Raw genomic sequence first — 21589 nt, forward strand, 5'->3', positions numbered from 1 at the left:
CCGTCTCCGGCAGAGGGGGTCCCCGGAGGCCCATGCCGGGCTCCCCGCTTCCTGTCGGCGGATCCGCGCGGGCTCCCGCGCCGCGTCGCCTCGCGCAGCTGCCGCCCGCGCACGCCACGCTGATCTGTGTCGCCCTGCCCGCGCTCGCCATCTCCACGGACCAGGGGCAGCTGACCGGCCGCGGACTCGAGGGGTTCTACCGAGCCGGGCGCAGGCTGCTATCCCGCTGTCAACTACGCGTGGCGGGGCGCGAGCCGATCGCCGTGCAGGCACGGATGCTCTCGGCCGACCATGCCCGTTTCATGGCGACACTGCGCCCCGCCGCGGACGGCGGCCCGGATCCGGACGTGATCGTCGAGCGAACCCGGTACGCGGACGGCACGGAGCGGATCATCCTGCGCAGTGCCGCGGCCCGGCACCTGCGACTACCGGTGGAAGTGTCGCTCGGAACGGATCTGGCGGAGCTCGGAGCGGTCGCCTCCGGCGACACCGGTCCCGAACTGGCCCCCACGGTCCACGACTCCGGAATGCGCTGGTCCTCGCCGTCAGGCACGTGTGTGGTCACCGCACACCCGGCGCCCGCGGACGCGCTGGCCTCGGCGGGACTGCTGCGCTGGGAGGTGGAGCTGGCGCCGGGCGGCACCTGGAGCCTGGAGCTGCGTGTGCGGCCGGAGGGCGCGGGCCCGGTGAGGGCGGTCGGGCACGGGATGTCCAGCGCCCTCGCCACGGCGCGGGCCGCGGGCGACGACCCCAGGGCCCCCGCCCTGCTGGACCGGTCCGTGGAGGATCTCCAGGCGTTGCTGATGCGGGACCCCGAGCACCCGACCGACGTCCACCTGGCCGCGGGGGCGCCCTGGCGCTGCGGGCTCGCACCGGCCGAGGCCCTCGCTGCCGCGCGGATGGCCCTGCCGCTCGGCACCGGGATCGCCGTGGGGACACTGCGCACGCTGGCCCGCCGTCAACTCGTGGGCAAGGGACCACGGGTGGGCATGATCCCTGGACCGCTGCGGAACGTGGGGCCGCATCTGCCGCCCGGATGCACGGGGGTCGAGGCGACGCTGCTCTTTCCGGTGGTGCTGGCGGAGGCATGGCGTTGGGGATTGCCGGCTCAGGAGACGGAGGAGTTGCTGCCGGCGGCCGAGCGCTGCCTGCGGTGGCTGCTTGCCGCGGCGGGCGACCGCGGGCTCCTGCCGGACCCGTACCCGGGTGGGCCCGCGCGCTGCGAGACCCAGGCCCATGCCCACAGGGCCGCGCTGCTCGGCGCCGACCTGCTGGATGCCCACGGCCGCCCGGGCGGTGCCGGCCTGCGGCAGTGGGCGGAGCGGCTGCGAGGCACCTTCCGGGAGGACTTCTGGGTGGAGGACCGGGCGGGTGGCCGGCCCGCCGCGGCCTGTCTGGCCGACGGCCGCCCCGTGCCCCTGCTCACGGGTGGAGCCGCACACCTCCTCGACACGGGGCTGCTCGGAGCGGGCGTCCTCGCGCCAGGGCTGCTGGACAAGGTGCGGACGGAGCAGCTCGCCCGGCTGCTGGGCGGGCCCGCCATGGACTCGGGATGGGGACTGCGGAGCCTGGGCGTCAAGGAAGCGGCGTACAACCCTTTCGGACATCGTGGCGGGGCGGTCCGTGTCCACGAGACGGCCGTCGCCGTCGCGGGTCTGGCCGCCGCGGGCTACGAGAAGGAGGCGAGCGCGCTGCTGCGAGGGGTGATGGCGGCAGCCGAGACGTTCGGATACCGGTTGCCTGAGATGTACGCGGGGGAGCAGCGCACAGAGGGCGGTGCTCCGCTGCCGCACCCAGCGGCCTGCCGCCCGGCGGCCACCGCCGCGGCTGCCGGGGTTCAGCTCCTCACCACGCTCGCCGGGATCCGGCCCGACGCCCCGTCGGGCACGGTGACGCTGAGCCCCGTCCGCAGCGCACCCCTGGGGGAGCTGGGGCTGACGGCACTGCGTGTGGCGGGCGCCCCGTTTTCCGTGCGTGTCAGCCGACTCGGCCTCGCCATGGTCGAGGAAGCGGCCGACGGGCTGCAGCTGGGGGTGTGACCTAGGGACCGAGGGGGACGGCGCTGCGGAGGTGTGGCCCATTCGGGAAGGACCTGAAGGACCGGCGGCCGGTGTGGCTCACCTGCGACAGGTGTGGCTCAAATCCGACGTGGGGGCCGGTGAATCCGACCGGGTTCGGATGCCGGAGGAGCTGTTTATCGTCAGGCAGACGACTATGATCGCGGCATGTCGCCCTACGACCCGTCGGCCTTCCCGCCATTTGCTGTCACCGTCGATCTGGTCGTGCTGACCGTACGTCGTCATGCGCTCTGCGCGCTTGCCGTACGCCGGGGCGAGTCGCCGTTCCAGGGGCGTTGGGCGCTGCCCGGCGGATTCGTGCGTGACGACGAGGACTTGTCGGCCGCCGCCGCGCGTGAGCTGGTCGAGGAGACGGGGCTGTGCGCGCACGATCCGGCCTCTCCGGCCCAGGCGAACGGCGCGCACCTGGAGCAGTTGGCCACGTACGGCGATCCCAAGCGCGATCCGCGGATGCGGGTCGTCAGCGTTGCCCACCTCGCGCTTGCTCCCGACCTCCCCGCCCCGCGGGCCGGCGGCGACGCGAACAGTGCGCGCTGGGCGCCGGTCGAGGCACTGCTCAACCAGGGTGGGTACGGACGTGAGGACGAGCAGGCGGCGCCGCTCGCCTTCGACCACGCGCAGATCCTGGCGGACGGCGTGGAGCGCGCACGTTCGAAGATCGAGTACTCCTCGTTGGCGACGGCCTTCTGCCCGCCCGAGTTCACCGTCGGCGAGCTGCGCCGCGTGTACGAGGCCGTGTGGGGCGTGGTGCTCGACCCGCGCAACTTCCACCGCAAGGTGACCGGCACGCCGGGCTTCCTCGTCCCCACCGGTGGCACGACCACGCGCCAGGGCGGCCGCCCCGCTCAGCTCTTCCGCGCGGGCGGCGCGACGCTGCTCAACCCGCCGATGCTCCGCCCCGAAGTCTGAGGCTCGCGCCACGGGACGCGCCGAGGGTCGCTCCGCTGGTCGCCCCGCCGGTGACCTGTAGGTGACCTGTCGGTCCGGCGGCGTGATGGACACCCGCAGCCCACGCCCTGACCGAAATGCCAGAAATATCGCGTTATCTTGCTGAAGTACCCACGGGGTTCGTCCGTCCCCGACCCGGCGGACAAACCCTGGCCGTCGAGCGGTCGCACATCCCGCGAGAGAAGCGATGATCCAGGCCATCGGACTGACAAGCAATCCCCGCCAGGAGCTGCCGCCTGCCGTCGACGACGTGTCCTTCGAGGCGCGAACAGGCCGTGTCACGGCACTGCTCGGCGCGCAGGGCGCCGGTAAGACGACGGCGCTGAGGCTCATGCTCGAACTTCAACAGGGCCGAGGTGTCACCTACTTCAGAGGGCGTCCGCTGCACCGCATCACCTACCCGTCACGCGAGGTGGGCGTCCTTCTGGGCGAGGTTCCCGGACACCCCGGCCGCACGGTCCGAGGTCAGCTGCGCATGCTGTGCGCGGCCGCCGGAGTGCCCGTCCAGCGCGCCGACGACGTACTCGAAGTCGTCGGTCTGGTGAGCCTTCGCGATCAGCGCCTCGGCACGCTCTCGCGGGGCATGGACCGTCGTCTCGGCCTCGCCTGCGCGCTGCTCGCCGACCCGCACACACTCGTCCTGGATGACCCCGTCGACGGGCTCTCGGCCCGTGAGGGCGGCTGGCTGCACGAGGTTCTGCGCGCGCACGCCGCCCAGGGCGGGACCGTCCTGTTCTCCACGGCCGACCCCAAGGAAGCCGCGCGGACCGCCGATCGCGTCGTGACGCTGGAAGCGGGCCGCCTCGTGGCCGACCAGGAGGCCAGGGACTTCGCCCGCACCCGGCTGCGCCCCCGGGTCGCGGTGCGCAGCCCGCACGCGGCACGGCTCGGCGCGCTGCTGTCCAAGGAGGCCCGCTCCCGGCAACGCTCCATCGAGGTGGTCAAGGAAGACGGCAACCGGCTCTCGGTGTACGGCAGCAACTGTGCCGACATCGGGGAGACCGCTTTCCGTCACGGAATCCTCGTCCACCAACTCGCCGACGAGATCGGGGATGCGGGGCCTGCGGCGGCTGAGACCGTCGTGCCTTCTCCCGAATCCGAATCCCGCCCCGCGCTGGCGCCCGTACCCGCCCCTGGAATCGCCGACACAACCGAAGCTGATGCCGGAACCGGAGCCAAGCCCTCACCCCAGGCCGAGACCGTGCCCGGGGAAGAGGCCGTCTCCGCCGAAAAGACCGTCTCCGCGGCCAAGAACCTCATCCCGCTCGCCACCACGGAACCGGACACCGCCACCGCAGCCGGCACGCCTCAGCCGGCCCCCGCGGCACCATCCCACTTGCCGCCCCCCATCTCCGTCCGCCCTGCCCGCAGCCCCCTCCACCCCCTGCGCTACGAACTGCGCCGCGCCGCCGGTGTAAGCACCGGCTACCTCACCACGGCCGCCGTTCTCGCCGTCTCCGCCGTGATCTGCGTCTTCCTCGCCAGGAGTGGTCACACGCCGCAGCCTTACCTGCTGGCCGCCTGGCCCCAGGAACTTCCCTTGCCGCCCGCGGCGCTGGGCGCCGGACTGCTCGGCGCCCTCGCCTTCGGTGAGGAATTCCGCCACCCCGCCCTGGCTGCCGACCGGGGCACCGTCCCCCGCCGCTTGGGGCTGCTCAGTGCCAAGTTGACCGTCGCGGCCGCCACCGCGCTTCTGCTGAGCCTGCTCGTCCTGATCTCCGACGCCGCTCTCCTGCACCTTGTATACGGAGAAGAGGTCGCGAAAGTTCCCGTCGACTGGCTCCCGATGAGCGTGAGTTGGGTCGCCCTGGTCGGTGGCTGCGCCTGGGCGGGGGTACTCGCCGGAGGAGTCTTCCGGTCCACGACCGCCGGTCTCGCCGCGGTTCTCGCGGTGCCGATCGTCGTTGTACCGCTCGTACAAAAGGCCTTGGAGGGGCCGTCTGTGCGATCGGCCGCGGGGCTCCCCGGGAGGCTGCGCGACCTCGCACTGGTGCAGTGGCCCTTCGGTGTCGAGCGATATCTGGCCGGTGGAGTCCGGATGGTCGCCCAACCTGTGGGCAGTGCACTGATGTTGTCGCTGACCGCTCTGCTCTGCGCATATCTGCTCACCGGGATGCGCGGCAGGGCTCGATGACAACCGTCCGTCGGTTCCGTTCACGTGCTGCGCACAACTCCCCCGGAGAACGCCCATTTCTTTCCGATAAGGCGTCAATTGCGGCGGGGTAAGCGATCACCCTTTCGTGTGCTTTTCACCAAAGACCTCAAGGGACTTGGGAGCCACGCCGACAAAGGTTCCGTGAGTACCCTTGCGCACACCATGATGACCGCCGCCCGCTCCGCAGACTCCGGCCTCGCCGGCCCGGGCGATCTCGACCGCTACCCCTACGCCGAGGCCCCTGGCGTCGACCGCGTCGTCGCCCCCTCCTGGGACAGCGCCGACCACGACCTCGGCCGCGTGGGACGACGCACCGCCGGCAGTCGCGGCCGCGGGCTGCACGGCCAACTCGTCCAGCAGCTCGGCCAGATGATCGTCTCCGGAGACCTCGGAGCCGACCGCCCGCTGGTCCCCGAGGAGATCGGCCAGCGGTTCGAGGTCTCCCGCACCGTCGTCCGGGAATCGCTGCGCGTACTCGAGGCGAAGGGCCTCGTCAGCGCCCGGCCGAACGTCGGCACGCGCGTGCGTCCCGTCAGTGACTGGAACCTCCTGGATCCGGACATCATCGAATGGCGCGCGTTCGGTCCGCAGCGCGACGACCAGCGTCGTGAACTCAGCGAGCTGCGCTGGACGATCGAGCCCCTCGCCGCGCGGCTCGCGGCGGGCCACGGCCGCGAGGAGGTGCAGCAGCGGCTCGCCGACATGGTCGAGATCATGGGCCACGCCCTGAGCCAGGGCGACGGGATCACCTTCTCCCGTGCCGACGCGGAGTTCCACTCGCTGCTCATCCAGCTCGCGAGCAACCGCATGCTGGAGCACCTGTCGGGCATCGTCTCGGCCGCACTCCAGGTCTCGGGCGGCCCGATCACCGGCTGCGACCGCCCCACCGAGGCGTCCCTGGTGCACCACTCGCGGATCGCCGACGCCCTCGGGGCCGGTGACGGCCCCGGCGCCGAGGCCGCCATGCGCCAGCTGCTCACCGTCCACCCGGAGGTGGAGCGCGTCGTGCCCGCCCCCCGCGAGCACTGACGGCCGGGTCTGCGTTCGTACGGCCGACTGATGCGCCTCGCGGCCCGACCTCATCACTCCGTTGGCGCGGTGGCGTCGCCGGGCTTCTGCGGGTTCCTCGGGGATCCGGCAGGGACCCGGCGACGCGGTCGTTGCGGGTCGGAGGGCCATCAGGGCTCAGGTCTGCGCACCTCTGACCGTATCTGGCCGCTTTTGAGCGCTTACGGGGTGTGACTCGGGCCACGTAGATTGGGCGTAACGCTCGTCGGGGCAGCGCGATGACCTAAGAGGTGATAGCCGAGGAGGGAATACAGCAGCCGTTCGCGGCGCTGTGTAGCTCCCCGGCCCCGCCTGCGCCGTCGGCCCATCCCTAGCCGTCGGTCGTCGGTCCTGGTCCACAATGGACGGGGCCGGAAGCCGTTTTCCAACGTTCCGAGAGGTTGTTCGTGTCGGCCAGCACATCCCGTACGCTCCCGCCGGAGATCGCCGAATCCGTCTCTGTCATGGCGCTCATCGAGCGGGGAAAGGCTGATGGGCAGATCGCCGGCGATGACGTGCGTCGTGCCTTCGAAGCTGACCAGATTCCGGCCACTCAGTGGAAGAACGTTCTGCGCAGCCTCAACCAGATCCTCGAGGAAGAGGGTGTGACGCTGATGGTCAGTGCCGCGGAGCCGAAACGCCCCCGCAAGAGCGTCGCAGCGAAGAGCCCGGCCAAGCGCACCGCGACCAAGACCGTCGCGGCCAAGACGGCCACGGCGAAGCAGGCCACCGCGTCCGCCGCCCCCGAGGCGTCGGCCGTGGATGTCGCCGCTGAGGACGCGCCCGCGAAGAAGGTCGCCGCCAAGAAGACGACGGCGAAGAAGGCCGTCGCCAAGAAGACCGTCGCCAAGAAGGCGACGGCCAAGAAGACGTCCAAGCAGGACGACGAGATGGTGGACGACGAGGCCACTGAGGAGACGACCGCCAAGGGCAAGCCCGGTGAGGGCGAGACCACGGAGGAAGGTCCCCAGGCAGGCTTCGTGCTGTCCGACGAGGACGAGGACGACGCCCCGGCCCAGCAGGTCGCCGCGGCCGGTGCCACCGCCGACCCCGTCAAGGACTACCTGAAGCAGATCGGCAAGGTCCCGCTGCTCAACGCCGAGCAGGAGGTCGAGCTCGCCAAGCGCATCGAGGCCGGCCTGTTCGCCGAGGACAAGCTGGCGAACGCCGACAAGCTCGCCCCGAAGCTCAAGCGCGAGCTGGAGATCATCGCCGAGGACGGGCGCCGCGCCAAGAACCACCTCCTGGAGGCCAACCTCCGTCTGGTGGTCTCCCTGGCCAAGCGCTACACCGGTCGCGGCATGCTGTTCCTGGACCTCATCCAGGAGGGCAACCTCGGTCTCATCCGCGCGGTCGAGAAGTTCGACTACACCAAGGGCTACAAGTTCTCCACGTACGCCACCTGGTGGATCCGTCAGGCGATCACCCGCGCGATGGCCGACCAGGCCCGCACCATCCGTATCCCGGTGCACATGGTCGAGGTCATCAACAAGCTCGCGCGCGTGCAGCGCCAGATGCTCCAGGACCTGGGCCGTGAGCCCACCCCGGAGGAGCTGGCCAAGGAACTCGACATGACCCCCGAGAAGGTCATCGAGGTCCAGAAGTACGGCCGTGAGCCGATCTCCCTCCACACCCCCCTGGGTGAGGACGGCGACAGCGAGTTCGGTGACCTCATCGAGGACTCCGAAGCGGTCGTTCCGGCCGACGCGGTCAGCTTCACGCTCCTTCAGGAGCAGCTGCACTCCGTGCTCGACACTCTGTCCGAGCGTGAGGCGGGCGTGGTCTCCATGCGCTTCGGTCTCACGGACGGCCAGCCGAAGACCCTCGACGAGATCGGCAAGGTCTACGGAGTGACGCGTGAGCGCATCCGTCAGATCGAGTCGAAGACGATGTCGAAGCTGCGTCACCCGTCGCGTTCGCAGGTCCTGCGCGACTACCTCGACTAGTCACCGCCGCTCCACGAAGAAGACCCGAGGCCTCACGCGAGGCCTCGGGTCTTCTGTTTGTCCGGAGCGCCCGCCGTGCCGCGGACGCGCGTGGCGCGGGTGCGGGGCGTGACGCGCTGGATCACTGTGGGTGTTTCACGAGAACCCAGAGTGAGGAGATCGCATGCCTCGTCCTTTCGCCCGAACGTTTACGGCGGCGTTGGCCCTTGTGGCCCCGGTGGTGGCGCTGCCGTTGGCCTCGACGACCCCCGCGGCCGCCGACAGCGTCGTCGTCGGGGGCGGCCCGGTCCGGGTGGCCGACAGCCCCTGGGTGGTCGCCCTGTCCAGCCGTGACCGGTTCGGGGGTACGCGCTCCGGACAGTTCTGCGGAGGTGTGGTGGTCGGACGCTCCACGGTCCTGACCGCTGCCCACTGCCTGGGAGAGGAAGTCCTCGGAGTACGGCTGGGCGAGATGAGTGACCTGAAGGTGATCGCAGGCCGGGACGATCTGGGCAGAGCGCAGGGCCGCGAGATTCCGGTGCGTGAGGCGAAGGTCAATCCGGAGTACGACAGTTCGTCGAACTCCGGCGACTTCGCGGTGCTGTCGCTGGCCAGCCCGCTTCCGCAGGGCTACGTCATCGGTATGGCGGCCGCGGGGGACCAGGCGTACGAACCCGGCACGCGCGCGGCGGTCTACGGGTGGGGAGACACCACGGGCTCGGGCGACTACGCGCGAACCTTGCACTCCGCGCAGGTGCGCGTCCTGCCTGATTCCACCTGCCGGGAGGCCTATCCGGGCAGTTCTGACGGAACGTACTCGGCCGTATCCATGCTGTGCGCGGGGGAGCTTGAGGGTGGTCGAGACGCCTGCCAGGGGGACAGCGGTGGCCCGCTGGTCGCGCGCGGGCGGCTGATCGGCCTGGTGTCGTGGGGAAGCGGCTGCGGGCGGGACGGCAGCCCCGGGGTCTACACGCGGGTCTCGAGCGCCGCGCGGGCGATGCCTCTGCGCGGCTGAAAAGACGGGAGTTGTTCGCGTGGAGGGTGTGGGGCGCCGCGAGAGACCGCCGAGAAGGCGTCTGGGCGCCCCTCTGACGCGAGCGGGCGGCCGACCCTGGGGTTGGCAGGGTCGGCCGCCCGGTCACCGGCCTGGCGTGCGCCGGATCGCTCGTCGTGGGTGCGAGGTGTCAGCGATCCTCGTCGTTGGTCTCCGGGACGGCCGTCAGCCGCTCCGTCTCGTCCTGTATCTCAGCGGCGATCTTCTTGAGTTCCGGCTCGAACTTGCGGCCATGGTGGGCGCAGAAGAGCAGTTCACCGCCGCTCAACAGGACGACGCGCAGGTATGCCTGGGCGCCGCAGCGGTCGCAGCGATCAGCGGCCGTCAGGGGGCTCGCGGGGGTCAGAACAGTAGTCACGTCGCCTCTTCTCTAGCTCGACGAGCTGTCGTACCAGGGTCAACATCCAACCAGGCCGAAAACGTTCCCGCTCGTGGCTTTTCCTCGAAGTTTTTTCCGAGGCGGCTGTCTGCTGCCGGTTGGCGGCGAATGTGCCGTATTACGTCTCTAACGTGTCGTACGGTTTCGCGCTGTCTGTCAGGTCGGTCGTCCGCCGGCTGGGTTGCCGGTTGTTCATGAGGACGTGCCCGGAGCCTAAATGGTTCATGCCTGGAAGGGAACGTGACGTGCGCTTCACTCAATCGAGGGATCGAACAAGCGTACGGTGCTGGACTAGTGTGAGGAGTGACGAGGGTGGCGTTACAACGGCTCTACCAGGCCTCGGTACCCTCTGAGCGGCAACCGAAGCCGGGGCCTTACCCCAAGAGGCCCCTTTTGAAATTCAGCGAGGAGCGAACCGCGTGACCGCCGAGACGTCCGTGCCGTCCACAGCATTGCTGACCGGAGCAGACCGGGACGGTTCCAACTACACCGCGCGGCACCTGCTCGTCCTGGAGGGGCTCGAGGCCGTTCGCAAGCGTCCGGGCATGTACATCGGGTCGACGGACAGCCGCGGCCTGCTGCACTGCCTCTGGGAGATCATCGACAACTCCGTCGACGAGGCCCTGGGTGGCTACTGCGACCACATCGAAGTCATCCTCCACGACGACGCCTCCGTAGAGGTCCGGGACAACGGCCGAGGCATCCCGGTGGATGTCGAGCCCAAGACCGGCCTCTCCGGAGTCGAGGTCGTCATGACCAAGCTCCACGCCGGCGGCAAGTTCGGCGGTGGCTCCTACGCTGCCTCCGGCGGCCTGCACGGTGTGGGTGCCTCCGTGGTGAATGCCCTGTCCGCGCGCCTCGACGTAGAGGTGGACCGCGCGGGGCACACCCACGCGATCAGCTTCCGTCGCGGCGTCCCCGGCGCCTTCGCCAAGCCCGGACCCGACGCCGACTTCGACTCGTCGGCAAAGCTGCGCAAGGCCAAGAAGATCCCCAAGACCCGCACCGGCACGCGCGTGCGCTACTGGTCCGACCGCCAGATCTTCCTCAAGGACGCCAAGCTCAACCTCGACACGCTGCACCAGCGTGCCCGGCAGACCGCCTTCCTGGTGCCGGGCCTGACCATCGTCGTACGCGACGAGTACGGCCTCGGCGAGGGCGGCACCAAGGGCGAGGAGTCCTTCCGCTTCGACGGGGGCATCAGCGAGTTCTGTGAGTACCTCGCCCAGGACAAGGCCGTCTGCGATGTCCTGCGCCTGACCGGGCAGGGCAGCTTCAAGGAGACCGTCCCGGTCCTCGACGACCACGGCCAGATGACCCCCACCGAGGTCACCCGTGAACTCACCGTGGACGTCGCCATGCGCTGGGGCACGGGCTACGAGACGACGCTGCGGTCCTTCGTCAACATCATCGCCACCCCCAAGGGCGGCACCCATGTGACGGGCTTCGAGCGCTCCCTCACGAAGACGATGAACGAGGTGCTGCGCTCCCAGAAGGTGCTGCGCGTCGCCGAGGACGACATCGTCAAGGACGACGCCCTGGAGGGCCTGACCGCGGTCGTCACGGTCCGTCTCGCCGAGCCGCAGTTCGAGGGCCAGACCAAGGAGGTGCTCGGCACCTCGGCGGCCAACCGCATCGTCGCCAACGTCGTCGCCAAGGAGCTCAAGGCGTTCCTGACGTCCACCAAGCGCGACGCCAAGGCGCAGGCGCGCGCCGTGATGGAGAAGGCCGTCGCCGCGGCCCGTACGCGCATCGCGGCCCGGCAGCACAAGGACGCCCAGCGCCGGAAGACGGCCCTGGAGTCCTCCTCGCTGCCCGCCAAGCTCGCCGACTGCCGCAGCGACGACGTGGAGCGCAGCGAGCTCTTCATCGTCGAGGGCGACTCGGCGCTCGGCACCGCCAAGCTGGCGCGGAACTCCGAGTTCCAGGCCCTCCTGCCGATCCGCGGCAAGATCCTCAACGTTCAGAAGGCGTCCGTCACGGACATGCTGAAGAACGCCGAGTGCGGCGCGATCATCCAGGTCATAGGGGCCGGGTCGGGCCGGACCTTCGACATCGACGCGGCGCGCTACGGGAAGATCATTCTGCTCGTCGACGCCGATGTGGACGGCGCGCACATCCGGATCCTGCTGCTCACCCTGTTCCAGCGCTACATGCGCCCGATGGTGGAGGCGGGCCGGGTCTTCGCGGCCGTGCCGCCCCTGCACCGGATCGAGCTGGTACAGCCGAAGAAGGGCCAGGACAAGTACGTCTACACGTACTCGGACAACGAGCTGCGCGAGACGCTCCTGGAGTACCAGCGCAAGGGGATCCGCTTCAAGGACTCCATCCAGCGCTACAAGGGCCTCGGCGAGATGGACGCCGATCAGCTGGCGGAGACCACCATGGACCCCCGCTACCGCACCCTGCGGCGGGTCAACATCGGCGACCTGGACGCCGCCGAGCAGGTCTTCGATCTGCTGATGGGCAACGACGTGGCGCCCCGCAAGGAGTTCATCACGAGCTCGGCGGCGACGCTGGACCGTTCGCGCATCGACGCGTAGCGCTCGCGCGACGCACCCCACCGTGGGTGGAGCCCCTTGGCTCCACCCACGTTTCATTTCTGGAGGCCATTGGTGGGGTCCTTCACCTGATGGGGTGAAGAGCAGGGAGAGAAGAGTCAGGGATCTTCCCGTTCTGCCCATCCTTGGGCACGCAGCCGAACAAGGCTGCGGACAAGGAGAGTTCGGTGGAGAAGCACGACGGGCGCGATGCGGGGCAGGCGCGGGCCGGCGATCCGAGGGATCCCTGGTACGACGCGCTTGCGTCCGGCTGGGGCGAGTTGGACGGCACGGGTGCGCCGGCGCCCGTGGTGGCGCCCCGGGCCGCGCCGGAGCGGGTCGCGAGCCCGGCCGACATCTACCTGGAGGTCCAGCGCAGTGCTGCCTTCCAGGAGGTGCGCGGTCGGTACAGGCGGTTCGTCTTCCCCGGAGTGGCCCTCTTCTTCACCTGGTACGTCGCGTACGTCGTGACCGCGACGACGGCGCCGGGACTGATGGCGCGACCCGTTGCCGGATCCGTGAACGTCGCGATGCTCGCCGGCCTCGGCCAGTTCCTCACCACCTTCCTGCTGACCTGGGCGTACGCCCGCCACGCCCGGCTGCGCAGGGATCACGCGGCGCTCGATCTGCGCTGGGCCGTGTTCGAGCAGAAGCGGGAGCAGGAACTGGCCCGGGGGAGCGAGCGACTGGCCCGGGGGAGCGAGCGATGACCGGGGACCACCAGACACTCGCCCTGCTGCTGTTCGGCGTGTTCGTGGCCGTCACGCTCGCCATCACGACGTGGGTGAGCCGCAACCGGCACGGTTCGGCGGAGGAGTTCTACGCGGGCGGGCGGCTCTTCTCGCCGATGGAGAATGGATTCGCCATCGCGGGCGACTACATGTCGGCCGCCTCCTTCCTCGGCATCTCCGGGCTGATCGCGCTCTTCGGGTACGACGGGCTGCTCTACTCGGTGGGGTTCCTCGTCGCCTGGCTGGTCGTGCTGTTCCTGGTGGCCGAACTGGTGCGCAACTGCGGCCGGTTCACACTCGCCGACGTCGTGGCCGCACGGATGAGAGAGCGGCCCGTGCGCATCGCGGCGGGAACTTCCTCGGTGACCGTGTCCGTTCTCTATCTGGTGGCGCAGATGGTGGGGGCGGGCTCACTGGTCGCGCTGCTGCTCGGTGGGACGAGCGGGGCGGCGCAGGCCTGGACGGTGATCGGCGTCGGTGCGCTCATGGTCATCTATGTGTCGATGGGAGGGATGCGAGCCACCACCTGGATCCAGATCGTCAAGGCGGTCCTGCTGATGTGCGGCGCGATCGCACTGACCGTGCTCGTGCTCGTGCGTTTCCACGGCGACTTCGACCAGTTGCTGCGGACCGCCGCCGATCGCAGCGGACACGGCAGTCAGTTCCTCGCGCCTGGCTTGAAGTACGGCGGCGACTGGACCTCGCGCCTGGACTTCATCAGTCTCGGACTCGCACTCGTCCTCGGCACGGCCGGCCTTCCGCACATCCTCTCCCGCTTCTACACGGTGCCGACCGCGCGGGCCGCCCGCCGCTCCGTCGTCTGGTCCATCGGCCTCATCGGCAGCTTCTACCTGATGACGATCGTGCTCGGCTTCGGCGCCGCCGCGATCGTGGGTTCCGATGCCGTGCGGGGATCGAACGCCGCGGGGAACACGGCGGTTCCGCTGCTCGCGCTCGATCTGGGGGGCGGCGCGGATTCCACGGGCGGAACGGTTCTTTTCGCGATCGTCGCCGCGATCGCCTTCGCCACGATCCTCGCCGTCGTCGCCGGGATCACGCTCGCCTCCTCGGCATCGGTGGCCCACGACCTGTACGCCTCGCTGCGGCGCAAGCACGCGAAGCCACGCAGCGAGGTGGCGGTGGCGCGCCTCGCGGCCGCCGGGGTCGGTGTGGTCGCGATCGGCTTGGGGCTGCTCGCCCGGGATCTCAACGTGGCGTTCCTGGTGGGCCTGGCGTTCGCGGTCGCCGCGTCCGCGAATCTGCCCGTGCTGCTCTTCTCGCTGTTCTGGCGGAACTTCACCACGCGGGGGGCTGTCTGGTCGGTCTACGGCGGCCTGGTGCCCTCCCTGGTGCTCGTCGTGCTTTCACCCGTGGTCTCCGGAGGGCCGAACTCCCTCTTCCCGGGAGTGGACTTCCAGTACTTCCCGCTGGAGAACCCGGGGCTCGTCTCCATCCCGCTGGGCTTCCTCGCCGGATGGCTGGGCACCGTCACCTCGTCGGAGCCCGCGGACGAGGCCAAGCACGCGGAGACCGAGGTGCGCTCGCTCACCGGGGCGGGAGCGGCGTAACCGCCCTCCCCAGCGGGCGACTAGGAGGCGCTGGACGCCCATTCGTAGCGGTGCTCCGGGCGGCCCGTGTCGCCGTACTTGAGGCTGAGGCGGACCCGCCCCGAGCGCTCCAGAAGCTTCAGATAGCGCTGGGCCGTCTGGCGGCTCAATCTGGTGCGGTCGGCCAACTCCTGTGCGGACAGCGGCCCTTCCGCGCCCATCAGGGCCCTGCGGACCAGCTCGGCCGTGGTGGGGGAGTGCCCTTTGGGCAGCTCCGGCGCCGGAGTCGCCGAGAGGGCGCCGAAGATGCGGTCGACCTCGGCCTGCTCGGCCTCGCCCCCGCCGTCCAGCGTGCGGCGCAGGGTCGCGTACGCGTCGAGCTTCGCGCGAAGTCCCGCGTACGAGAACGGCTTGACCAGGTACTGCAGGGCTCCGTGGCGCATCGCGGCCTGCACGGTGGCGACGTCGCGCGCGGCGGTCACCATGATCACGTCGGTCTGATGGCCTCGCTCACGCAGCGTGCGGACCACCGCGAGGCCCGTTTCGTCCGGCAGATAGTGGTCGAGAAGCACCAGGTCGACGGGGACCTCCTCGACGAGCCGCAGTGCCTCCGCCGCGCTGTGGGCCTTCGCGGCCACCCGGAAGCCGGGGACCTTCTCCACGTAGGCGGCGTTGACGTCCGCGACCCGGACGTCGTCGTCCACGACGAGCACTTCGATCATCGTGTCTCCTCCGTGGGGGCAAGGCCGGGCGTCGGGGCCAGTTCGGACTGGGCGAGCGCTTCGGGCAGGACGACGGTGAACTCGGCGCCCCCTTCGGGGGAGGCGCCGGCCCGTGCGCTGCCGCCCTGCCGCTCGGCGAGCCTGCGGACCAGGGCGAGCCCGATGCCGCGCTTGCCGTGGGCCGGAGGCTCCTTGGTGGACCAGCCCTCAGTGAAGATCGTCTCGCGTTGCGCGGGCGGTACGCCAGGGCCCGTGTCGCTCACCCGCAGCACGACGGAGCGCCCCTCGGTGCGCACATCGACCTCCACGCGCGCGTGGAGGGTGCCCGCCGCCGCGTCGAGCGCGTTGTCGACCAGATTGCCGACGATGGTGACCAGACCGCCGGGATCGATCAGCCGGTCGGGAAGCGCGGTCTCGCGCGGCACGGCAAGGACGACCCCGCGCTCCGCGGCGACCGTGGCCTTGCCCACCAGGAGAGCGGCGAGCAACGGATCGCCGATCTTCTCCGTGATCTGCTCGGCGGTCACCCGGTGCGCGCCCGCCACCTCGCCGACGAACTCCGCCGCCTCCTCGTACATTTCCAGTTCCAGGAGGCCGAGCAGGGTGTGCATGCGGTTGGCGTGTTCGTGGTCCTGCGCCCGCAGTGCGTCGATGAGGCCGCGGGTGGAGTCCAGTTCGCGGCCCAGCTGCTCCAGTTCGGTGCGGTCGCGCAGGGTGGCGACGGCGCCGCCGTCGTCCGTGGGCATGCGGTTGGCGACCAGGACACGCTGACCACGGACGGTCAGGAGGTCGGTGCCGGTGACCCGTCCGGCGAGTACATCCGTCGTACGCCCCGGGCCGAGCGCGGTGTCGAGCGGCTGCCCGATGGCTTCCGCGCCGAGGCCGAGGAGACGCTGGGCCTCGTCGTTGAGAAGGCGTACGCGGCCTGTGCGGTCCAGGGCCACCACGCCTTCGCGGATGCTGTGCAGCATCGCCTCGCGTTCCGCAAGGAGTGCCGAGATATCGGAGAAGGCCAGGTCACGGGTCTGCCGCTGCACCCTGCGTGAGATCAGATAGGCGGCAAGGGCGCCGACGGCGAGCGCCCCGCCCGCGTAGGCGAAGAGCCCGGGGATGGCGTGGATGAGGCGGGCGCGGACACTGTCGTACTCGATGCCTACGGAGACAGCTCCCACGATGTTCCCGTCGATGTCCCGCAGCGGGACCTTGCCGCGGGCCGAGCGGCCCAGGGTGCCGTCGTCGATCTCCATGACCTCGTCCCCGGCGAGCGCCTCGCTGGGGTCGGTGGAGACTATGCGGCCGATCTGGCCATGATCGGTGTGGGACCAGCGCACGCCGGCCTCGTTCATGATCACGACGTACTCGGCGCCACTGGCACGCCGGATGCGTTCCGCTTCCGTCTGCACGGGCCCGTCGACGGTCGGCTTCGAAGAGCGCAGGTCCTCGGCGATCTGCGGCTGGGCGGCCGTGGTCTGGGCGATGGCGAGCGCGCGGCGCATCGCCTGGTCGTCCAGTTGATCGCTGAGCGGCGCGAGGAAGAGCCCCGTGGCGAGCACGGCGACCCCGGCGGCGATGGCCAGCTGCATGAGCAGCACCTGTGAGAACATGCGCCGCGGCAGGCCGAGGCGGAGTCGTCGGGCAGGGGAGGTCGGGCTCATGTGTACGAACGGTACGGCGAGCGGAGGGCTACTCCGAAGTCACTGTGGCGGGGATCTCCTGTGCGGCCTCGTCCCCGACCAGCCGCACCGCCACGACATCCATGCGCACCGGGGCCGCCAGTGCCGCGCCGCAGCTCTCCGGCCTGGGCGGCTGGGAGGCCCCCTGGGCGACCGTCACGCGCCAGCGCCGTCCGTCGGTGTGGGCCACCGTCACGTCCCAGCGAGGGGCCGTGCCACGCGTGTGGACGACGCTCAGGGCGCCCGCGGCGTACTCGCCCGTCTCGGTGCGCACCGCGAGCTCGGCGGCCTGTCCGGGGCGCTCCCAGGCGGAACTGCCCCGGCAGCCCTCGGTGACGACGCGGCCCGTACGCACCCCTTCGAGGATCTCCTTGACGGCGGTCTGGTCGGAGCGGCCGTACGCGTAGCCGTGGGGCAGGACCAGCAGCGTGGGGGAGAAGCGGTGACCGCCCAGATGAGTTACTTCCCAGGCGCCTTGTTCACCTGACGTGGCGAGTCCGGCGGCGAGCGGCCTGCCTAGGAGCGCGCAGCAGCGGTCACGCTTGCCGTTCGTGCAGACCAGAGCGAGCGGGCCGCCGGTGTGCGGGGTGCCGAATCCGCCGTGGTCGCCCGCACCGAGAGCCGCGAAATCGAGGCCGAGCAACTCCTCCGGCCTGTCCGTGACGTGTCCGCGCAGCCAGGTGTTGCCGGGCGTGGTGTGGGCCGCGTAGACCCGTCGGCGTGCCGAGGGGTGGCTGTCGGCGTGGCGGCCGGGGCGGCGGATGAGCGCGACACGTACGCCGGTACCTTCGGCGGCGGCCTCAAGAGCGCGGCCCACCTCCGGATCCAGGTGGCTCGAAGTGAGCGCTCTGGCGCCCCACGGGCCCGGCTGTTCAAGGAGCAGCCAGGTCCTGGCGGTGGCCGCGGTCCCCGCGAGAGGCTCGTCCAGGTCCCGCGAAGCGCTGGTGCACGTACTCACAGAGGTGAGCCTAACCTGCGCCGGGTCTGGGCTGATTCATCCCTCGTCGGGCGCGGGCATGGCCTGGGGTGGACGCAGTCCGACGTACTGCCCGCTGGGGCGCATCCGCAGCGGGCGTTCCTCGTACTCCTCCAGGGCATGCGCGATCCAGCCGGCCGTGCGCGCCACGGCGAAGATCGTCTCACCCGCCTCGGCGGGCATCCCGGAGGAGGCGGTCAGGACGGCGAGGGCCAGGTCGACGTTGGCGTGCAGGTCCGTGTGGCGGGCCGTGGTGGCCACCACGTCGTGGGCCGCAGCGAGGGCGGGGCCTGCCTCGGGGATGGTCTCCAGGAGCGCGAACAGGGCCTGTGCGCGCGGGTCTTCGCCGGGGTAGAGCCGGTGGCCGAGGCCCGGGACGCGGCGGCCCGCGCGAAGCTCGTCGGCCACTACGGGGGCCGCGCTGCCGCGGTCGAGGACGTCCAGGAGCATGCGGTGCGCGAGGCCGCTCGCCGCGCCGTGCAGGGGGCCCTCCAAGACGCCGAGGCCTGCCGACACGGCCGCGTACGGGTGGGCGCGGGCCGAGGCGGCGACGCGGACGGCGAGTGTCGATGCGGCGAGGTCGTGGTCGACGAGCAGTGCGAGCGCGGTGTCGAGAACGTGCAGCGAGGCTTCCTGGGGCTGCCGACCGCTCAGCCGTGCCCACAGGCGGCGGGCCAGGGGCCCCTCGTCCCGGTGGGCGCGGCTCACCGGGGGCAGCGCCGTGACGAGGGTGGGGATGAGGGTGCGTGCGGTGCCGATGACGGCTTCTTCGGAGAGGTCGAAGCGGAGGGGGTCGGCCGCGGCGGCCGCGATGGCGGCCACGCGGAGGCGGTCGGTCGGGCCGCTGTGCTCGGGGAGCGCGTCGACGGCGCGGCGGGCGGCTTCGGCGGTGTCCTTGGGGGCGGTGAAGCGGATTCCGGGACGCATGACGCCCGTCCACAGCCACTCGGCGACCTCTTCGTAGGAGTGCGCCAGGGAGAGTTCCGTCGCGTCGACGCCGCGGTAGTAGTAGCGGTCCTTGTCGATGAGCGTGATGCGGGTGCGGACGGAGAGTTCGCTGCTCGTGGAGGTGGCGGCGGGTTCCCGGCGGTTCTTGCGGGCTAGCAACTCGACCTCCTTCGCGTCGAAGGTGCTGCCGCGGGAGCCGGCGCCTCGGCGGCTGCTGAGCTGGCCGCGACTCACGTAGGCGTACACGGTCTCGGGCTTCACGCCGAGCAGTTCGGCGGCTTCCCGGGTGCTCAGGCGCCGGCCTTCCTTGGGGGCGGCCTCTTGATCGGTCATGGACGACACCGTATCCATTCCGACTGTGGGTTGATTCAATCAACATTGACAGCGACTCAATCAAGCATGGACAGTCGAATCAAGTCCAGGGAGGAAGTCGAGGAAGAACATGCCGATCAATGGCTCCACCACCGCCCCCACCAGCCCCGTGGAGGTTCCCCGCGGGCTCGCGGGCGTCGTCGTGACCGAGACCCGGCTCGGGGACGTCAGGGGATACGAGGGCTTCTACCACTACCGCCAGTACTCGGCCGTCGAGCTCGCGCAGAGCCGAGGCTTCGAGGACGTCTGGCACCTGATGTTCCACGGCGAGTTGCCGGATGCGGGGCAACGGGCCGCTTTCGCCGCGGAGACGGCGGCCCTGCGCCGCCTGCCGGATGAGGTGCGTGCCGCGCTGCCCGCCATAGCCCGCGCCAGCGTCCTGTCGGGGCCGCTCTCCGGGCTGCGTACAGCGCTGTCGCTCTTCGGCGCGGCGAAGGGGTTCCGCCCGGTGTACGACATCGACGCCGACCGGCGCCGTGCCGACGCGCTCGCCGCGTCCGCTGTCGTGCCGACCCTGCTGACGGCGCTGTACCGGCTGGGCCAGGGGCTCGACCCCGTGGAGCCCCGCGAGGACCTTTCGTATGCGGCCAACTATCTCTACATGCTGACGGGTTCGGAGCCGGACCCGGATCGTGCGAGGGCGATCGAGCAGTACTTGATCTCAACCATTGATCACGGCTTCAACGCGTCGACATTCACGGCGAGGGTGATCACCTCGACCGGCGCGGATGTCGCGGCCTGCCTGGTGGGGGCCGTGGGTGCGCTGTCGGGTCCGCTGCACGGCGGGGCGCCGAGTCGGGCACTCGATACGCTGGACGCCATCGGCACACCCGATCGCATTGACGGCTGGATCCGCGAGCGGGTACTCGCCGGGGACCGGATCATGGGCTTCGGCCACCCCGTGTACCGCACGGAGGACCCGCGGTCGCGCATGCTGCGGGGTATTGCGCAGCAGTTCGGCGGCCCGATGGTGGAGTTCGCGGTCGAGGTCGAACGCCAGGTGGAGGCGATCCTCGCCGAACTGAAGCCGGGCCGCGAGCTGCACACGAACGTGGAGTTCTACGCGGGCGTGGTCATGGAACTGTGCGGGCTGCCACGAGAGATGTTCACGCCTACGTTCGCGGCGGCGCGGGTGGTGGGCTGGGGCGCCAACGTCCTTGAGCAGGCGGAAGACTCGAAGATCGTTCGGCCGGCGGCTCGGTATGTGGGGGTGGGGGCGCCGCAGGCGGTGCCGCCGGTGGCCTGATCGCGTCGGTGCCGCGTGCCGCGTGCCGCGTGCCGTGAGTCCAGGGTGCAGGTATACGCAGGCGTACGCCCTGGACTCGCGGAACGCGGTGTTGCACGTCAGGCTTGCGGGATATCGGCCCTGGCCCGGATGAGGGTCTCGCGGGACACGATGACGATGCGCTCGTAGTCGGCACGTGAGGCATCGTCAGGGAGTTCGGCGTCGAGCGCGGCTGTTGCCTCTGTGCCGATAACGGCAAAATTCCCGTCGGAGAGTTCGAAGATGTCGGGGCAATTCTGGCCAGTGGCGCAGCCGCGAGCGCGTGGAGAAGCACCGATCCGACGGATAATCTGAGCCACTGTCGTTTCCCTTTAGCCTCAGGTCCGACGCAGCGTTCTGAGGCCGGGCATGCCGACTAGATCGCGGGAACGTCGGCACTCTTGTTAAGTGTCTCGCGCGTGTGCGCGTGGGCGGAGCCTATCCCACGTAACGCGGCCGCTGTGACTTAGGTCATAGCGTGTCCCCCGAGGGTGCAGGCTGGGACTAAGGGTGCGACTCAGGGCCTGACGGCGCCTCATCTACGTCGCCGATCACCCACCACTCATCAATGTCAGCCTCCTCCAACTGCTGCAGCAGGTCGTCGACCAGCAAGCCGAGATCGGCCTCCTCCGTGGTGCTGTCCAGCGTCGCCCTGTGGTGCTGCGTCGCATGCCAGTACTCGCGAACGATCGGGTTCTGAAGCATGCCCCGGACGTATCCGTAGAACTGCTCCCGGGTGAAGTTTCCGAGGCGGTAGTTGAGCACCATGTTGGTGTACATGGCGTTGGCGTAGAGGTACTGCCGCTGTCTCTTCGGCGATACGCCCTCCCCGTAGGCGTCGAGTACCTCGGCCAGGTCGGCATCGTCCATCGCCTTGCTCAGCAACTCCCAGTGCAGGCGCTGCTGATTGGTCAGGTTCGCGTGACGCTGGGATCGCGATGTCCGCTCAATGCACGCGAGTCGCGCCTCCAGCGCATCCAGAGCGCGCCGTTGCGCGGCCGTATTCGCCACCGCTCCTGCGGCCAGACCGAGGCCGGTCGTGACCAAGCAGCAGAACACTCCTGCCGCGCTTTTTATCCGTGCCATGTCAACCCCCGAATCAGGCGACCGTCCGCCGGTCGTCGTGTGCGGGTCGACAGAAAGCGGACCGGCGAGCGATGGGCGGCGCGCTTGCCGTCTCCCAGGGTGCCGAGCGGCTCTGATCGGCAGGGAGGCGGAGAGGAGGCGCAT

17 protein-coding genes are annotated in these 21589 nt (G+C 70.3%); 10 read left to right on the top strand and 7 right to left on the bottom strand.

The window, feature by feature from the left end; translation table 11 throughout:
• Positions 1–32 precede the first annotated feature (32 nt).
• From ACZ5U5_RS29025 to ACZ5U5_RS29050, 6 genes are all read left to right on the top strand, one after another.
• Positions 33–2039, top strand: coding sequence for a glycogen debranching N-terminal domain-containing protein (locus ACZ5U5_RS29025; RefSeq protein ID WP_469027299.1), 2007 nt, complete (start codon positions 33–35; stop codon positions 2037–2039).
• Positions 2040–2225: 186 nt separating this feature from the next.
• Positions 2226–2987: an NUDIX hydrolase gene (locus ACZ5U5_RS29030; RefSeq protein WP_469027301.1), complete on the top strand. Its 762-nt coding sequence runs from the start codon at positions 2226–2228 to the stop codon at positions 2985–2987.
• 226 nt (positions 2988–3213) lie between these two features.
• Entirely contained in the window at positions 3214–5160 is a 1947-nt protein-coding gene (locus tag ACZ5U5_RS29035; protein ID WP_469027304.1) for an ATP-binding cassette domain-containing protein, read from the top strand.
• Positions 5161–5322: 162 nt separating this feature from the next.
• Positions 5323–6210: a FadR/GntR family transcriptional regulator gene (locus ACZ5U5_RS29040; protein WP_469027306.1), complete on the top strand. Its 888-nt coding sequence runs from the start codon at positions 5323–5325 to the stop codon at positions 6208–6210.
• 419 nt (positions 6211–6629) lie between these two features.
• Positions 6630–8174 (top strand): RNA polymerase sigma factor, encoded by a 1545-nt coding sequence (locus ACZ5U5_RS29045; protein WP_469027308.1) that lies wholly within the window; start codon positions 6630–6632, stop codon positions 8172–8174.
• A 163-nt stretch (positions 8175–8337) separates the two neighbouring features.
• A complete protein-coding gene (locus tag ACZ5U5_RS29050; RefSeq protein ID WP_469027310.1) occupies positions 8338–9168 on the top strand; it encodes a serine protease in 831 nt (276 codons plus the stop codon).
• A 169-nt stretch (positions 9169–9337) separates the two neighbouring features.
• Here the strand turns inward: ACZ5U5_RS29050 and ACZ5U5_RS29055 are convergent, their stop codons facing one another.
• On the bottom strand, positions 9338–9565 hold the full coding sequence (locus ACZ5U5_RS29055) for a DUF7455 domain-containing protein (RefSeq protein WP_160507629.1): 228 nt from the start codon (positions 9563–9565) through the stop codon (positions 9338–9340).
• A gap of 440 nt (positions 9566–10005) precedes the next feature.
• On the opposite strand from ACZ5U5_RS29055, the gene ACZ5U5_RS29060 reads away from it, so the two are divergent.
• The 3 genes from ACZ5U5_RS29060 (at position 10006) to ACZ5U5_RS29070 (ending at position 14425) form a co-directional block, all read left to right on the top strand.
• Positions 10006–12129 carry a DNA gyrase/topoisomerase IV subunit B gene (locus ACZ5U5_RS29060; protein ID WP_469027313.1) on the top strand — a complete coding sequence of 708 codons (2124 nt, stop codon included), beginning with the start codon at positions 10006–10008 and terminating at the stop codon, positions 12127–12129.
• A 185-nt stretch (positions 12130–12314) separates the two neighbouring features.
• Complete coding sequence (locus ACZ5U5_RS29065) at positions 12315–12836, top strand: DUF485 domain-containing protein (RefSeq protein ID WP_469027316.1); 522 nt, start codon at positions 12315–12317, stop codon at positions 12834–12836.
• A complete protein-coding gene (locus tag ACZ5U5_RS29070) occupies positions 12833–14425 on the top strand; it encodes a solute symporter family protein (RefSeq protein WP_469027318.1) in 1593 nt (530 codons plus the stop codon). The genes ACZ5U5_RS29065 and ACZ5U5_RS29070 overlap by 4 nt, the downstream gene beginning before the upstream one ends.
• A 20-nt stretch (positions 14426–14445) precedes the next feature.
• Here the strand turns inward: ACZ5U5_RS29070 and ACZ5U5_RS29075 are convergent, their stop codons facing one another.
• From ACZ5U5_RS29075 to ACZ5U5_RS29090, 4 genes are read right to left on the bottom strand one after another with little or no spacing between them, the layout of a single operon-like run.
• On the bottom strand, positions 14446–15126 hold the full coding sequence (locus tag ACZ5U5_RS29075; protein WP_469027320.1) for a response regulator: 681 nt from the start codon (positions 15124–15126) through the stop codon (positions 14446–14448).
• Entirely contained in the window at positions 15123–16781 is a 1659-nt protein-coding gene (locus tag ACZ5U5_RS29080; RefSeq protein ID WP_469027323.1) for a sensor histidine kinase, read from the bottom strand. The genes ACZ5U5_RS29075 and ACZ5U5_RS29080 overlap by 4 nt, the downstream gene beginning before the upstream one ends.
• Before the next feature lie 28 nt (positions 16782–16809).
• A complete protein-coding gene (locus ACZ5U5_RS29085; RefSeq protein WP_469027325.1) occupies positions 16810–17757 on the bottom strand; it encodes a sucrase ferredoxin in 948 nt (315 codons plus the stop codon).
• A 36-nt stretch (positions 17758–17793) separates the two neighbouring features.
• Positions 17794–19056: a citrate synthase family protein gene (locus ACZ5U5_RS29090; protein WP_469027327.1), complete on the bottom strand. Its 1263-nt coding sequence runs from the start codon at positions 19054–19056 to the stop codon at positions 17794–17796.
• Between the two features lie 109 nt (positions 19057–19165).
• Here ACZ5U5_RS29090 and ACZ5U5_RS29095 point away from each other — a divergent pair, with 109 nt between their 5' ends.
• Positions 19166–20341, top strand: coding sequence for a citrate synthase/methylcitrate synthase (locus ACZ5U5_RS29095; RefSeq protein ID WP_469027330.1), 1176 nt, complete (start codon positions 19166–19168; stop codon positions 20339–20341).
• Positions 20342–20439: 98 nt separating this feature from the next.
• Here ACZ5U5_RS29095 and ACZ5U5_RS29100 read toward each other — a convergent pair whose 3' ends face one another.
• Together ACZ5U5_RS29100 and ACZ5U5_RS29105 are read right to left on the bottom strand one after the other, a co-directional pair.
• Complete coding sequence (locus tag ACZ5U5_RS29100) at positions 20440–20667, bottom strand: hypothetical protein (RefSeq protein ID WP_453685859.1); 228 nt, start codon at positions 20665–20667, stop codon at positions 20440–20442.
• Between the two features lie 196 nt (positions 20668–20863).
• The gene (locus ACZ5U5_RS29105) at positions 20864–21406 is read right to left on the bottom strand and encodes a DUF6082 family protein (RefSeq protein ID WP_469027332.1); all 543 of its coding nucleotides are present in this window, start codon (positions 21404–21406) and stop codon (positions 20864–20866) included.
• Positions 21407–21589 lie beyond the last annotated feature (183 nt).

The sequence above is a fragment of the Streptomyces sp. NPDC033177 genome (assembly GCF_055577715.1).

Bases quoted from the DNA above. Each gene is read 5' to 3' on its own strand.
- ACZ5U5_RS29025 (WP_469027299.1), top strand. From the start codon at position 33: ATGCCGGGCTCCCCGCTTCCTGTCGGCGGATCCGCGCGGGCTCCCGCG.
- ACZ5U5_RS29030 (WP_469027301.1), top strand. From the start codon at position 2,226: ATGTCGCCCTACGACCCGTCGGCCTTCCCGCCATTTGCTGTCACCGTC.
- ACZ5U5_RS29035 (WP_469027304.1), top strand. From the start codon at position 3,214: ATGATCCAGGCCATCGGACTGACAAGCAATCCCCGCCAGGAGCTGCCG.
- ACZ5U5_RS29050 (WP_469027310.1), top strand. From the start codon at position 8,338: ATGCCTCGTCCTTTCGCCCGAACGTTTACGGCGGCGTTGGCCCTTGTG.
- ACZ5U5_RS29070 (WP_469027318.1), top strand. From the start codon at position 12,833: ATGACCGGGGACCACCAGACACTCGCCCTGCTGCTGTTCGGCGTGTTC.
- ACZ5U5_RS29075 (WP_469027320.1), bottom strand. From the start codon at position 15,126: ATGATCGAAGTGCTCGTCGTGGACGACGACGTCCGGGTCGCGGACGTC.
- ACZ5U5_RS29080 (WP_469027323.1), bottom strand. From the start codon at position 16,781: ATGAGCCCGACCTCCCCTGCCCGACGACTCCGCCTCGGCCTGCCGCGG.
- ACZ5U5_RS29090 (WP_469027327.1), bottom strand. From the start codon at position 19,056: ATGACCGATCAAGAGGCCGCCCCCAAGGAAGGCCGGCGCCTGAGCACC.
- ACZ5U5_RS29095 (WP_469027330.1), top strand. From the start codon at position 19,166: ATGCCGATCAATGGCTCCACCACCGCCCCCACCAGCCCCGTGGAGGTT.